Below are 13,885 nucleotides of genomic sequence, written 5' to 3'. Positions count from 1 at the left end.
CGGGAGGCAGGCATGACGACCGTTTCGGCTGAGCGGTTGGCCACGATCTTCGTGGAGGTCGCCGACACCCTCGTCGACGAGTTCGACCTGCTCGAGTTCCTGCACATGCTGACCGAGCGGGCGGCCGGTCTGGTGGGCGCCGCGGCGGTGGGCCTGATGCTGGCCGACCAGCGCGGCCGGCTGGAGTTCATGGCCGGGTCCGACGAGAACGTACGGCTGGTCGAGCTGTTCCAGCTGCAGAACCAGGAAGGCCCCTGCCTCGAGGCGTTCCGCACCGGCCAGCCGGTGATCAACGTGGATCTGGGCAAGGCCGCCGGCCGATGGCCCCTGTTCGCTCCGCGGGCCGCCGAAGCCGGGTTCCTCTCCGTGCACGCCTTCCCCTTGCGGCTGCGGGAACAGGTGATCGGCGCGTTGAACGTCTTCGGTGCGACCAGCGGTGGCAAGTTGGCCGAAGGCGAGGTGCCGGTCATCCAGGCGCTCGCGGACGTGGCCACGATCGGCCTGCTGCAGGAGCGCGCGATCCGCCGCGGCGAGGCACTCACCGAGCAGTTGCAGGGCGCCCTCAACAGCCGCATCGTGATCGAACAGGCCAAGGGCGCGATAGCTCAGGTACGAGCCGTCAGCGTCGACGAGGCGTTCACCCTCATCCGCTCGTACGCCCGCAGCCACAACCTGCGGCTGATCGACCTCGCCCAGACGATCGTCACCGACCTGACCAGCCTCCCCGAGCTTTACCGGCGCTGAGTCACCCGTACGGACGCAATTTCTTCCGCTCCGAACGTCGGGCTCTGCGTTTCTCATCGACGAATGCCGTTGGGCCCCAACAGGGCGGAAACTCAGGAGTTCCCGTACATCAACAATCGGGGAACGGTCGTCGGCTTCGCCGACACCGCTATTCCGGACGACACCGACGAAGGCTTTACCTATCACGCATTCCGCTGGCGGAAAGGCGTGCTGACCGATTTGGGCCCGCTGCCCGGCGGGCGCAACAGCATCGCCAACGTCGTCAACGATCAGGACGTCGTCGTCGGGCGTTCGGACAGCGGCGTCCGCGAGGATGTCGCCGTCCGGTGGAGCAGTACCGGCCGCATCGCGGCGCTCGGATCGCTGGGCGGAAGGTTCGGTCTGGCGACCGACATCAACGAACGCGGCCAGATCGTCGGCGTTTCGGCCAACACGACACCCGACCCGTATTCGTGGTTCGGCTGGCCGACGCAGTCGCGCCCGTCCATCTGGGAAAACGGCGTCATGCGGGACCTCGGAACCCTCGGCGGGCCCGACCTGACCCTGATGGACGGCGAAACGATCAACGATCGAGGCGAGATCGCGGGAACGGGACGACTGCCGAACGGTGACTTCCACGCCGTGGTGCTCGTCCCCTGTGACGGCAACGAGGCGGGATGCCAGGGAGCCGGCCACCCGGCACCACACCACGCGGCCTCGGCGGCGGGCAAAGGTCAGGCGATCAACGCCGGTATGAAAGGTCGGAAGTTGGGCTAACCTACCGATATCCGGCTGAACCGCACTGGCGCGGGCGCGGGAAAGGTCGCCTTGATGAAACTTCGTGATCTGGCGGCCGGCGCGCGCAAGGGGACCAGGCTCTATGTCGTTGTGTCCCTCCTCCTGGTCGCCGTCCTCGGCGCGGTATCGGCCGTCGCACCACCGCGGAAGCTCATGTTCGGCATGGTTGCGCTCGGGCCGGCGCTCGCGGCGGCCTCGGGCGATCCGCGCGGGGTGCTGGCCGTGGGGGGCTGCGCATTCGCTGCGGCATTTCTCGTCTCGTCCGCGCAGGGCCTGCTGGGAACGACGGACCAGATTCTGCGCCTGCTCGTGGTGCTCGGCGCCACGGCGATCGGCTGGGCGATCGCCCGGCATCTCGCGAGGCTGCTGACGGTGACCGCCGAGGCGGCGCGAGAACGGGAGATGCTCGCCGCGATCGTCGAGCAGTCGTCCGACGCGATCATCGCGAGCACTCTCGACGGCCGGATCACCGCCTGGAACACCGGAGCGGAGAAGATCTACGGTTATCCGGCCGATCAGATGATCGGCCGGCCGGTCAGCGGCCTTCTCGACGAGGACCGTGCCGAGGCTCTGGACCAGGCCCTGACCGAGCTGGCGGCCGGCCGGCAGATCCGCCGGGACGAGGCGCGGCGGATTCGCCGGGACGGCACGGCGGTCACCGTGTCGGTCATCGTCTCCCCGATCCGCGACGAGCGCGGCCACGTCGTGGGGGCCGCGGCCACCGAACGCGACGTCACCGACCGGAAGCGGCGCGAGGCTTTCGAGAGGGCGGCCCAAGAACGGTCGGCGCGCGCCGCGCGGCTGGAAAGCCTCGGCCAACTCGCCGGTGGCGTCGCGCACGACTTCAACAACCTGCTCGCCATCATCCTCAACTGCGCCGAACTACTCGCCGACGACACCTCCGGCGAGGCAGCCGCCGACGTCGCCCGGATTCGCTGCGCCGCCGACCGGGCCCGCTCGCTCACCGCTCAACTGCTGCTCTTTGCCAAGCGGGAGCCGACCCAGGTCGAGACGGTCGACCTCAACGACGTCGTCGTCGAAGCGGGCGAGTTGCTCGGCCGGACCATCGGCGGCGGCGTCACGCTTGACTGCCGCACGCACGGCGGCGGTGTTCCGGTCCGTGCCAACCGTGGCCGGCTCGACCAGATTCTGATGAACCTCGTCATCAACGCCCGCGACGCGATGCCGGACGGCGGGGTGGTGACGGTGCGGACCGATGTCGCCGACGTCGGCGAGGATCCATCCGTTCCGGTCCCACCGGGCCCGTACGCCCGGCTGACCGTCGGCGACACCGGTACCGGCATGACGGCCGAGGTGCGAGAGCGGCTGTTCGAACCGTTCTTCACCACGAAACCGGCCGACCACGGCACCGGGCTCGGGCTCGCCACCGTTTACGGCATCGTGAGCGACGCCGGCGGCCAGATCGATGTCCAATCGGCCGTCGGCGTCGGCACGACCTTCCGGATACTCCTGCCACTGGCGAGCCGATCGGCCGACGCCGGCACGGAAGCCCGGCTGCCCATGGCGCCCCGTGCGTCCGGTGGCTAGGAAACGGCGATCGAGACCTGACCTCCGAACGCCGGTCCATGCGCGGCGCGGCCCTTCCCCAGCGGTGCGCGCGTCAAGGCGGCGATCGTTGGTCGTTGCCGGCGGCGCCCGGCCGGCATCCGTCGTCCCGGGCGGCCGGAGCCGGCGACCGGCCGGGTGGCGGAGGGGAGGGTGCCGGCCGGGCGGCGGACGGGGCGGGTGGCGCCGGCGGCGGGGGAGGATCGTCGAAGCTGGCGCCGATGAGGGCGTCGAACTCGGCGCGAACCAGGTCGGGGTCGCCGCAGATGAGTTCGGTGAACTCTTCGTCGAACCCGCGGTCCCATTCCGGGGACAACGCGGTGCCCGCCAGTACTACGAGGTTGCTGATCATGTCGGTCACCACCCGTCACATCCGGCGAGGTCAGCCGGTGATCACCTTCTGCTCGGCGTCCTGGGATCCGGTCACGGCGATCTTGCGGGGCTTGGCCCGCTCGGCGATCGGGATCCGCAGGACCAGCACGCCGTTGTTGTACGCGGCGTCGATGCGGTCGGTGTCCAGGGCGTCGCCGAGGAACAACTGCCGGGAGAACACCCCGAGCGGGCGTTCGCTCAGCTGCACCGTCGCCTGCTCGCCCAGCTCGATGGGGCGGCGCTCGGCGCGGACGGTCAGCACGTCGCGTTCCACGTCGATGTCGATCGCGTCGGCATCGACACCGGGAAGGTCGAACGCGATGACGAACTCGTCGCCGTTGCGGATCGCGTCGGCGGGCATCGCCGTCGGGCGTGACCAGGTTCCGGTGGCCGGAACGCCGAACAGCTGCTGGGCGAGCCGGTTGACCTCGGTGAAGGGTTCGCTGCGCATCAACATGGTTCCACCTCCTGCGGTCTCGACTGGGCAGTCAATGCGCGATAAGTTGGTTCTAACATGTCGTCGGAACGATGACAAGTCCTTCGTCATCTAAAAGATGACGGGAAGCGAGGATGAGTGCCCGACTCGTCTGCCCCCGAGGAACATGATCTCGGCGTGGTCGCCGCCGCGATCGCCGCCACCGTGCACACCGTTCAGCAGCCCGACGCCGATGGGCGGCCGGTGACCGGCGCCGAACTGCTCGACACTCTGGTGCTGCTGCGTTGGGCCCAAACCGAGCTGGCCCGCCTCGAGCCGGTTCTGATCGCCGCCGCCCGCGCCGCCGGAGTCCCCTGGCAAGCGCTTGCACCCGCACTGGGGGTAGCCAGTCGCCAGGCCGCCGAGCGGCGCTACCTGCGCAGTGCCGCGGCCGCCACCGGCGAACCGGGCGGCACCCGCGACGACCGGGTCCAGGCCGAACGCGACCGCCGGGCCGGCAACCGCGCCGTCGACCGATGGGCCAACGACAACACCGCCGACCTACGCCGGCTCGCCGGCCAGATCACCGCGCTGACCGATCTCGGCGAGGCCGCCACCGGCGACCTCGCGCATCTGCTTCAAGCCCTCGGCGACGCCGACGCGACCGCCCTGCCCGAGCTCCTCGCGGCGACCCACCAACACCTGCCCGGCCATCCCGACCTGGCCGCCCAGATCGACACCATCACCACCCGCGCCGACCAGATCCGCCGGCAATCCCCGCGCCGCAGCGGGGAAACGCCCTGAGCCGCAGCGCCTCACCGTCCACATCGGAGCACGTCGCTAGCTGCTCGCCACGATCTGGTTGCGGCCGCCGCGCTTGGCGGCGTACAGGTTCTCGTCGGCGCGGGCGAGCAGGCCGGCCATGGTGTCGTCGCCGCACGGGGACGTCGCGACGCCGATGCTGGTGGTCACGGTGAGATCGCCGGTTATCGGCCCCCAGGCGTACGACTCGATGTGCCGCCGCAGGCTCTCGCAGCGCCGGTGTGCCTCGCTCGCGTCGAAGCCGGTCAGGATCAGCACGAACTCCTCACCGCCCAGGCGGACGGCCATCGACGAGTCGTCGGTCGCGGCCTCGGCGAGCAGCACGCTCACCTGCTTGAGCACGGCGTCGCCGGTGCTGTGCGAGAGGGTGTCGTTGACGCGCTTGAAGTGGTCGAGGTCGACGATCGCCAGCGACACCGGCCGCCGGTCGATGCGGGCCGCGCCGAGGATCGCCGGCAGCTTCTCGTTGAGGTACCGGCGGTTGTGGAGCCCGGTCAGCGCGTCCCGGTAGGCCATCTCGCGGAAACGGTCGTAGTCCTTGCGGGCCTCGGTCGCCTCGAACGCCGTGTGCAGCGCATGGGCGCGAGCTTCGCGCTGGGTCGAGCGCAGGGAGGCGAAGAGGGCATGGAAGGTCTGATATTCCCCGTACGCCTCTTCGAAGCGACCGGTGGCCGCGAGCAACGCCGCCTTCTCCTCGTGGGCCCGCATACGCACCGTCTCGAGCCCACGTTCCTCGCTCATCACGAAAGCCGCGTCCAGGGCGACCTGGCATGCGTCGTGACGACCTTCCCGCCGGCGCGCCTCGGCCAGGGTCAGCAGGCATTCGGCCAGCGCATCGCCCTCGTCGCCCCGGACCGCCGAATTCTCGTGCAGGATCGTGCCCAGGAGTTCCTCGACCACGGCGTAGCGGCCCGACATCATCTCGACTCGGGCCATCGTGTCCAGCTCGTTCGCGGTGAAGGAGCGGCCGCAGTGCGACAGGCTCTCCCGCATGCGACGCACCAACGCCCGGGCGCCCGGTTCGTCGTCGTTCTCGTAGGCGATGTAGGCGACATTGTTGAGGATGTAGAGCGCGAGCTCGAACTCGCCGGTCGCCGTGGCCAGGTCGAGCGCCTCGTCGAACCGGCGCTGGGCCTCACCGGCCGATCCGTTGTCGTCCAGGGCCACGGCCAAGGACATGAGGTGCCGGGCCCGGAGCGCGGGGGCGGCGTTGTCGGCGAGGTTCGCGACGCACTGCACCGCGTGCCGGAGCGCGTCCGCCAGGTCACCGATCTGGCGATGGAAGATCGCCATCTCCCGGTGGGCGCGGGCGAGGAGGTTCGGGCAGTCGTGCAGGACCGCCCAGTCGAGAACGCGGAGAGCCAGGGCGCCGCCCTCGGCGGAGCGGCCTTCGCGCAACCGGACGCCGCACTGCAGCAGCATCGCGCGGTGCGCCAGCTCGTCGTCGCCCAGCTCGACCGCCCGGAGCTCGGCGGTGACCGCCGGCTCGTGCAGGGTGCGGAACTGCGACACCGACCGGTTCTCCAGCTCCGCGATCACCTCGGCAAGCGCGGCCCGCTCCGTGAGCGCGTCGATCGTCGTCACTGCCTTGCCCCTTCCGCGCGGCGGCCGGGCACCGGTGACCCGGGCCCGGCCGCATGCCGACGTTTATACTTCCGGCGGAATCAGTTCCCGTCGGACGGATTGATCACGGTGGCGGGGGAGCCGGGGACTTTGACCACCATGATCTTCGCCGCCTGTTGCGTGGTCGAGGAGCCGTCCGGCCCGCTGCCGAGGGCCGAGCCGACGATGCCGGCCGCGCCGACGGTCAGGGCGACACCGGCCGCGACCGCGGCGACGGTCGAGAAAATTCGGGAGCGCATGCTGTTCCTCCGTAGCTCAGGTGGGGGGGACCTGAACGCAAGAATCAGCCACCCTGGTTGCGGCCCAGATGCCTTTCGGGTGCGAGCGGGTTGCTACTCCTTCCGCTCCCTTCGCCGGGTCACGGGTGGGCCGGGTGCAGCGGCTTGGTGTAGTAGACGAGCGTCCAGGACCAGCTTGGTTCGTGCCGGCGGCCGATCTCGTGGTAGCCGAGACTCTGGTAGAAGGCCATGGCCTCGGGCTGGTTCGTGGCCGTGTCCAGGAACATGTGGTGCATGCCGAGCCGCGACGCCCGCTGTTCGAGCGTGGTCATCAGGGCCTTGCCGATGCCGAGGCGGCGAGTTGCCGGGTGTACCCGGACCCGCAGGACGTGCGCGCGCCGGTGCGCGTCGGGCCGGATGCCGCCCATGCCGACCAGGTGGTCGTCGAGCTCGGCGACGAGGAAGTCGCCGCCGGCCGCGAGGAAGCTCACCGCGATGTCAGCCAGGTCGGGGAAGCCCGGCGGGGGGTGAGCTGCGGGCGGCAGCGGGAGCGGCACGGTGGTATCGGCGGTTGCCCCGATGTTGGGCAGGTCGTTGAGTGCCCACAGCGTGGGCGTGTCCTGCTCGCGGAACCTGCGGATGGTCGCCACGGGCTCAACCCTTGCTGCGCGAACTCGTGACGGCTACTCATTTTCCGTACGGCTACCCGAAATCGAAGCCCAGACCGGCGATGAACGCCGATACACCGTCACCGAATGGACCGACGTACTGATTGACCGCCGCGGCGATCGCCTCCGGGTCCGGGGTCCGCCCCGCGGCCGCGGCCCAGGCCGTGGCCAGCTCGGTCGTCCCGGCTACCGTGCCGGCGTCGTCGGACTTGAAGTCGAACGCGCGGATCGCGTCGTCCGGGTTGAGGCAGGCGCGCCAAGAGCCGCCGTCCACGGTGGCCGCCTCGACGACGCCGACCGCGCTTTCGATCACGTAGATGACCAGAGCGGGGGCGCCGGTCTCGGCGACAAGGTCGTTCGCGTCCAGTCCCCAGCCCTGGTGGATCACCGCGAGCTGCCAGTCGCCGTCACTCCAGCGGCCCTCGAGAGTGCCGGCCGCGATGCCATCCACGCCGGTGTCGAGGACCCGCCGGACCGCGGTGAGCTCATCAATCGGCCGGCCGGTCCGAGCGGCCGCATAGTACCCGAAGAACGCCATCTCAAGATCGTGCCAGACCGCTCTGCCGGACGTCCGGCTGCTCCCGTCGCGCCGGTGCTCCACCGGCCGCCAGTCGCCCGCGCGCCGGCGACGTCCGTTGCGGCGTGACTGCTCGCTTCGGCCGCGATCTCGGACGTCCGGGGGTCAATGGCTTCCTTGGTCGAAACGAGCGGTGAATCGTGCGGTGAACAGGTCGGCGCCTTTGCGTTGGTGGACTGTCTCCGCGGTTGCCGGGGCGGGGCCGTCGGCGGTGGGGAGCTGACCGACGCCCGCGTGGGTTCCGAGTGGCAGCAGAATCCGTCGGCCGGGCGCCGGTGCGTGCAGGGCTCCGGGTGTCTCGCCGGCGAGTTGCGCCTTGATGTTGGCCGCCACGATGACGGCGTGCTCCATGGCATAGGAGGCCATTTTCGGATCGGGGAGCTCGGCGACGTCACCGATGGCGTAGACGCGGTCGTAGCCTCGGACGTTCAGGTGGCCGGTCACCGGGATCGTTCCGCGGTCGGTCAGCGGGGTCAGGCGTCCGTTCGCCAGATAGCCGCTGTTGATCCGGACACCGAACGCGGGGAACCAGATGTCGGCGACGATCTCCTGGCCGTTGTCGGTGGTGACCGCGAAACGGGTATTTGTGCCGGCCGGGACCGGCGGCAGCGCGGTCAGGCTGGTGTTGAGCCGCAGATCGATGCCGCGTTCGTCGAGCTGGCGGTGCAGGCTGTTGCGCACCTCGGGCAGGAACCCGGGAAGTAGCCCGGTGGCCCGGTCGACGATGATCACGTTCTTGTCCGGCCAGACGTCTTTGATCTCGCCGGCAAGTTCCAGGCCGACCGGGCCGGCGCCGAGAATCAGCGTGCGGGCGGCGCCGGACAGCTCCTTGTGTGTCTCGCGGAGGTCGTCCAGTTGCCGGGCTATCGCGGTTGCTTCCGGCTGAGGTTTGGCCGGATACGGGTACCCGGAACCGGTGGCCAGGACCAGATAGTCGCCTCGGATCCGCTCGCCGGACGCGAGCGTCACGCCGTCGGGATCCACCGAGACTGCCCGATCGCGGATGACCAGTCCTCGGCGGAGCAGGGTGCCGTACGGGAAGAACGCGTTGGGCGCCCAGTCCGGGCGAGTCAGCGCCCGCAGCGACGCGGCGGCGTTGACGAAGCCTTCCCTCGGGTCGATGAGGATGACGTTCGCGTCGGCGTCGAGCTCCTTGGCCAGCAGAGTTCCTCCGTAGCCGCCGCCGATGATCACCACTGTTCGTTCCATGCCGCGCCTCCAAGAGTTGACGTGACAACTGTAGCTTCTAAAGTTGTCACGTCAACTCCTGGAGCCGGTACGATCTCTGAATGGCCGAACGTCACACCCTGTCGCCGGAGCAGTGGGAGCTGTGGCACACCTGGATGCAGGCACACCGCTTGCTCCAGCGTGAACTCGACCGGGACCTGCAACGCGACCACGGCATCTCCAAGGCCGAGTTCAGCGTGCTGGTGACCTTGCACGAGGCCGGCGGCGGAGAGATGCGGGTCGGCGAGCTGGCCGAGTCACTCGGCTGGGAGAAGAGCCGCGTCGCGCATCAGCTGACCCGGATGGAGAACCGCGAGCTGGTGGATCGGACCGACCGCGAGTCGAACGGCCGCCGCGCGGGCATACGCCTCACCGCCAAGGGTCGCGGCGCGGCCCAGAATGCCATCGTGGGCCACGGATCCAACATTCGCCGCAATTTCTTCGAGACCCTGAGCCCCGATCAGGCCGCGGCCATCCAGGCGTGGAGCCGCCAGACAATCGACCGCATCGAAGCCCCTACCAAAGCTGGCGAGCGGTGGACAAACACCGACGCCCGTGAGAACTGAGCCGGCAAACTACCGCCGGCAGAGCGTGTCGTCGATCAGCTTCTGCGCGCGCCGGCGCATGGACACCTCGCTCGCCCGGTCGGCGAGCTGGGACGACATCGAGAGTACGACGACGCGCTTGCCGTCCGGGCTGACGCCGTTGAGGGTGATCCAGCCGAGCTCGCCGCCGGTGTGCGCCCAGTAGCCGCCGCAGCTGTCGGGGATCGACGTGATGCCGAGGCCGTACCGTTCGCCCGGCAACACCTGCGCCGAGTCAAGCTCCGGCACCGTCCTGTGCATCTGCGCCATCTGGGCCGGGGCGAGCAACCGGCCGCCCTGGAGCGCCAGCCAGAAGCGGGCCAGGTCGGTGGGCGTGGTGACCATCGCCCCGGCGGCGTCGGCGGCGGTCGGGTTGAACTGGGTCGTGTCGACGAGCGGTCCGCCGGACGCGACCTGGGTGTAGCCGTCGGCGTGCGGGTTCCGCAGCGGCGGCTCGTCGCCCGGCACGTAGGTGTGGTTCAGGTGCAGCGGCGCGAGGATCCGGTCGTGCACTTCCTGCGCCCACGAGTGCCCCGTCACCCGGTTGATGATCATCCCGGCCAGCACGTAGTTGGTGTTGGAGTAGCTCCACGACGTGCCCGGCGCGAACAGCGGTGGCTTCGTCATCGCCAGCGCCACCAGGTCGGCGGCGTCGTGGTGGTCGAACCGGTGCGCCTGGAAGTCATCGGCGGTCGCGAGCAGGGGCAGCCCGGCGGTGTAGTTGGCGATGCCGCTGGTGTGTTGCAACAACTCCCGTACGGTGATCTTCCGCCCGTCGTTGCCGTTCTCCGCCACCACACCGGGAAGCCAGCGCTCCACCGAATCCTCGAGCGACAGCCGCCCCTCCCCGGCGAGTTGCAACAGCACCACCGACACGAACGTCTTGGTGTTGCTGCCCATCCGGAAGTACCCGTTGACCGGCACCGGCGCCCCGGTGGCGATGCTCGCGACCCCGGCTTGCGCCGTGGTCACCCGCCCGTCGACGTCGGTCAGTCCTTGCACGCCGGTGATGCCGTACCCGTGCAGATCGTCGACGGCGGCCTGCAGCTGCCCGTCGCCGCGGGCGGTGTCCGCGGCGGTCCCGCCCACCACCAGGGCGCCGGCCAGCGTCGCGGCGACGGCCACCCGTACGGATCGAGCTCCCCGCATGTCGTGTCCCCTCAAGGCATCGCCAAGGCAAGCGCCGGCCACCGGAAAGATCCAGTATCGTGGATCGACCTTCGCCACGCGTACCGGCGTGTTCAGGAGTTCGGCCACTCCCACTGCTAACTGAGAGTAAGATTCGGGCGACCCCACCACTTTTGGCATGCTCGGGGGACTGGTATGCCAGCGCTGGATCCTTCGGTCATCGGCGACCCCGCCAGGGTTGCCGCTGCGCAGTTTGCCGCGCGCGTGGTGCCGGGTCTGGCGATCCCGCTGGACGGCATCGCGTCGTTGGTGGCGCGGCTGCTGCGCGCCCCGATCGGCGCCGTGTCGGTGGTGAGCGGAGACTACGACGAGTGCGTCGGCGCGTTCGGTCTCCCGCCGTCCCTGTCACGGCACGTGCCCATGTCCCACTCGGTGTGCAAGTACGTGGTCAGCGCGGATCGTCCGCTGACGGTGCCGGACATGGGCGCGGACGCGGAACTGTCCGACCACCCGGCGCGCCGGGATTACGGGGTGGCGTCCTTCGCCGGGGTGCCGCTGCACGGCAATGACGGGCAGCCGATCGGTGCGCTGACCGTCGTCGACTATGCGCCCCGGGTGTGGACCGCGGCCGATGTGTCGATCCTCGCCGACGTGGCCGCGCTCGTCGGTTCGATCCCCGGCCCGCAGGACGTACCGGATCTCGGATTGCTTCGAAGCGATTGCCCGGGCTCGCCTCCGAGCGCCGTGGTGCAGGCCGACGTGCGGCAGGGACTCATCACCGCGTTGCTCGACAGTTTGCAGGTCGGGGTGCTGGCGGCGGACTCGATCGGCCGGCCCGTGCTGCTCAACCGTGCGCTGCGGCGCATCTTCGGGATCGGCGGCGAGGTGCCGGCGGCAGAGGCGGCCGACATCGCCCACCGCCGGTTGCGGCATCCGGACGGACGGCACGAGGCGCTCGAGGAGACGGTGGTACGGCGCGCTCTGGTCGGCGAGCACGTACGCGATGTACAGGCGATCGTGCGCGTCGCCGGGCAGCCCGAGCGGGCGCTGCTGACCAACAGCGAGCCGATCCGGGCGCCGGATGGGCGGCTGCTCGGCGCGGTCTCCACCGTCCTGGACGTCACCGACGCTCGCCGCGCCGCGCGGTTCCGAGATGCCGAGCTCGAGGTCGCCAGCATGCTGAACAAGGCGCGAACGGTGCAGGAGGTGGCACCAGGGGTCGTCCGGTTGGTCGGATCGTTGCTGCGGTCCGGGCAGGTGTGCCTGTGGCTGGTCGACGCGGAGCAGGATGTGCTGCTTCCGGTGGCCTCCTGGACGGCGCCGGGCGTGACGATGGCCGACGTGGTGCCCGAGCGCCTCAGCCGGCGGGACGGCGGGCCAGGTCGGGTCTGGGGCACCGGGGAGGCGCTGTACCTCCCGGACATGGCTCGCGCCCGGGACGGCGTCGGGCGCGCCTTCGCCGAGGCGTGCGTCGCGCGGGGCATGCGCACCCTCGTGGCGGTGCCGGTCCGCAACGGCGACGAGGTGCTGGGCGTGCTGTCCTGCCTGTCTCCCGGGGCAGCGGGCGAGGCGCCGCACATCTCGGCGCTCGTCGGCGGAATCGCCGGGCAGGTCGGCGCCTTCCTCACGCGTCGGCGTGCTGCCGACCTCACGGTTCAGCTGGACCGGGCCAAGGAGGACTTCATCGCTCTGGTCGGGCATGCGGTCCGTACGCCGTTGCAGTGCGTCACCGCGTACACCGAACTCGCGTGCGATGATCCGGACCTGGACGAGGATGTCCGCGAGATGCTGCGCGTGGTCCTGCGAAACGCCGAGGTGTTGCGTCGCATCGTTGCCGACCTGCTGGACCTCGGCGCGCTGGACATCGGTGAGGACGCGCTGGATTTCGCCGAGGTCGATCTCATCACCCTGATCGGCGAGGCGGTCGAGGCTGTCCAGCCCGTCGCCGACGCAGCGGGAACGACAGTGGCGGTTCGACTCCCTCCTCGGCTGCGCCTGCACGCCGACGCCCACCGGATACGGCAGTTGCTGGACAACCTGATCGACAACGCCATCAAGTTCAGTCCGTCCGGCCATGTCGAGATCCGCGCGCGATACGCCGGGCCGGCCGTCGAGCTGAGCGTCGCCGACAACGGCATCGGGATCCCGCCCGGGGAACGCGATCGGGCTTTCGACCGCTTCTTCCGGGCGGGCAACGTCGCGCACGGCGACACCGCCGGCACGGGCCTCGGCCTCGCCCTGGTGCGGGCCATCAGCCGGGCACACGGCGGCTGGGTCCGGATCGCCGACAACGATGGTCCCGGTACCACGCTCGTCGTGCGGCTGCCCCGCACCCATACTGCCCCTCCGGAGCCGGCGTTCTGATCGGCTCAGGCGGCCGCCGGCGAACCCAGACCGGTGGTCCGGCCGCGTCCCCGGACGTGCGCGGCGCCGCTTGCCGGCGCGGTGTCGTCCAGGTCCGCGGTGAGCAGGTCGACGACGTCGGTGACACCCGGGATCCGTGCGGCCATCGTTGCGGCAGCGATGGCGGTGGTCCGGCGGGCGACGCGGCCGGTGAGCGTGACGACGCCGTCGTCCACGGTGACCTGTACCGCGCCGGGCCGGATCCGCAGTTCGTCGCGCAGCACACGGTGGATGACGTCGTCGCGGATGACGGCGTCCAGGCGGTCATGGACCTTGAACAGGTCCGATCTGCTGACGATGCCTCGCAGCCTGTGGTCGGCGTCGACGACCAGCAGCCGGCCGACGGCATGCCGGTGCATCAGCCGGGCGGCGGCCGGAAGCGACGCGCCGGCTCCGATGGTGAGCGGCGACCCGGTCATGACGCCCGCGGCGGTGCCGTCCGGCCAGGACGGGCGCGACCGCGTACGGCGGTGCCACCAGCGTGTTGGCGGTGGATCGGCCGATTTCGCCGTCTCGATCGCCTCGTGCAGGTCGGACCACGAGACCAGGCCGGTGACCGTGCCGAATTCGTCGACGATCGGGACAGCGCTGATCCGCCGCGTGGTGAGCAGGGTGACGAGGTCCGCGACCGTCGCATCGTCGGGGGCGGTGATCACGTCGGTGGTCATCACGTCTCGTACTTGCCAGTTACGCATGTCGTTCCTCTCCTGATGCGGGCGGTTCCGCCGAGCGATCGGCGTATGTCGATTGTCGCCCGCTCG

The 13,885-nt window shown here is 70.2% G+C and carries 15 protein-coding genes; 6 read left to right on the top strand and 9 right to left on the bottom strand.

The window, feature by feature from the left end; translation table 11 throughout:
* The first annotated feature begins 12 nt into the window (after positions 1 to 12).
* The 3 genes from ACZ6TB_RS00745 (at position 13) to ACZ6TB_RS00735 (ending at position 3,069) form a co-directional block, all read left to right on the top strand.
* On the top strand, positions 13 to 744 hold the full coding sequence (locus tag ACZ6TB_RS00745) for an ANTAR domain-containing protein (protein ID WP_465549075.1): 732 nt from the start codon (positions 13 to 15) through the stop codon (positions 742 to 744).
* Positions 745 to 807: 63 nt separating this feature from the next.
* Complete coding sequence (locus ACZ6TB_RS00740) at positions 808 to 1,500, top strand: hypothetical protein (protein WP_465549073.1); 693 nt, start codon at positions 808 to 810, stop codon at positions 1,498 to 1,500.
* Between the two features lie 54 nt (positions 1,501 to 1,554).
* Complete coding sequence (locus ACZ6TB_RS00735; RefSeq protein WP_465549071.1) at positions 1,555 to 3,069, top strand: two-component system sensor histidine kinase NtrB; 1,515 nt, start codon at positions 1,555 to 1,557, stop codon at positions 3,067 to 3,069.
* 73 nt (positions 3,070 to 3,142) lie between these two features.
* Here the strand turns inward: ACZ6TB_RS00735 and ACZ6TB_RS00730 are convergent, their stop codons facing one another.
* Positions 3,143 to 3,439 carry a hypothetical protein gene (locus tag ACZ6TB_RS00730; RefSeq protein ID WP_465549069.1) on the bottom strand — a complete coding sequence of 99 codons (297 nt, stop codon included), beginning with the start codon at positions 3,437 to 3,439 and terminating at the stop codon, positions 3,143 to 3,145.
* A gap of 30 nt (positions 3,440 to 3,469) precedes the next feature.
* A complete protein-coding gene (locus ACZ6TB_RS00725; RefSeq protein ID WP_465549067.1) occupies positions 3,470 to 3,916 on the bottom strand; it encodes an Hsp20/alpha crystallin family protein in 447 nt (148 codons plus the stop codon).
* Between the two features lie 117 nt (positions 3,917 to 4,033).
* Here ACZ6TB_RS00725 and ACZ6TB_RS00720 point away from each other — a divergent pair, with 117 nt between their 5' ends.
* Positions 4,034 to 4,678 (top strand): hypothetical protein, encoded by a 645-nt coding sequence (locus ACZ6TB_RS00720; protein ID WP_465549065.1) that lies wholly within the window; start codon positions 4,034 to 4,036, stop codon positions 4,676 to 4,678.
* Positions 4,679 to 4,714: 36 nt separating this feature from the next.
* On the opposite strand, the gene ACZ6TB_RS00715 is transcribed toward ACZ6TB_RS00720, so the two are convergent.
* The 5 genes from ACZ6TB_RS00715 to ACZ6TB_RS00695 form a co-directional block, all read right to left on the bottom strand.
* Complete coding sequence (locus ACZ6TB_RS00715) at positions 4,715 to 6,280, bottom strand: GGDEF domain-containing protein (RefSeq protein WP_465549063.1); 1,566 nt, start codon at positions 6,278 to 6,280, stop codon at positions 4,715 to 4,717.
* Positions 6,281 to 6,360: 80 nt separating this feature from the next.
* Positions 6,361 to 6,558 (bottom strand): hypothetical protein, encoded by a 198-nt coding sequence (locus ACZ6TB_RS00710; RefSeq protein WP_465549061.1) that lies wholly within the window; start codon positions 6,556 to 6,558, stop codon positions 6,361 to 6,363.
* 119 nt (positions 6,559 to 6,677) lie between these two features.
* A complete protein-coding gene (locus ACZ6TB_RS00705; protein WP_465549059.1) occupies positions 6,678 to 7,187 on the bottom strand; it encodes a GNAT family N-acetyltransferase in 510 nt (169 codons plus the stop codon).
* A gap of 52 nt (positions 7,188 to 7,239) precedes the next feature.
* Entirely contained in the window at positions 7,240 to 7,743 is a 504-nt protein-coding gene (locus ACZ6TB_RS00700) for a hypothetical protein (protein WP_465549057.1), read from the bottom strand.
* A gap of 144 nt (positions 7,744 to 7,887) precedes the next feature.
* On the bottom strand, positions 7,888 to 8,991 hold the full coding sequence (locus ACZ6TB_RS00695; protein WP_465549055.1) for an NAD(P)/FAD-dependent oxidoreductase: 1,104 nt from the start codon (positions 8,989 to 8,991) through the stop codon (positions 7,888 to 7,890).
* 80 nt (positions 8,992 to 9,071) lie between these two features.
* On the opposite strand from ACZ6TB_RS00695, the gene ACZ6TB_RS00690 reads away from it, so the two are divergent.
* Positions 9,072 to 9,575 (top strand): MarR family winged helix-turn-helix transcriptional regulator, encoded by a 504-nt coding sequence (locus ACZ6TB_RS00690; RefSeq protein WP_465549053.1) that lies wholly within the window; start codon positions 9,072 to 9,074, stop codon positions 9,573 to 9,575.
* A 9-nt stretch (positions 9,576 to 9,584) separates the two neighbouring features.
* On the opposite strand, the gene ACZ6TB_RS00685 is transcribed toward ACZ6TB_RS00690, so the two are convergent.
* Positions 9,585 to 10,742, bottom strand: coding sequence for a serine hydrolase domain-containing protein (locus ACZ6TB_RS00685; RefSeq protein ID WP_465549051.1), 1,158 nt, complete (start codon positions 10,740 to 10,742; stop codon positions 9,585 to 9,587).
* Between the two features lie 243 nt (positions 10,743 to 10,985).
* On the opposite strand from ACZ6TB_RS00685, the gene ACZ6TB_RS00680 reads away from it, so the two are divergent.
* The gene (locus ACZ6TB_RS00680; RefSeq protein WP_465549049.1) at positions 10,986 to 13,085 is read left to right on the top strand and encodes a sensor histidine kinase; all 2,100 of its coding nucleotides are present in this window, start codon (positions 10,986 to 10,988) and stop codon (positions 13,083 to 13,085) included.
* Positions 13,086 to 13,090: 5 nt separating this feature from the next.
* Here ACZ6TB_RS00680 and ACZ6TB_RS00675 read toward each other — a convergent pair whose 3' ends face one another.
* Positions 13,091 to 13,792 carry a CBS domain-containing protein gene (locus ACZ6TB_RS00675; RefSeq protein WP_465549047.1) on the bottom strand — a complete coding sequence of 234 codons (702 nt, stop codon included), beginning with the start codon at positions 13,790 to 13,792 and terminating at the stop codon, positions 13,091 to 13,093.
* Between the last annotated feature and the right edge of the window lie 93 nt (positions 13,793 to 13,885).

Source organism: Actinoplanes sp. NPDC051537 (assembly GCF_055586105.1).
This window is presented reverse-complemented; position numbering and strand designations above follow the sequence as displayed.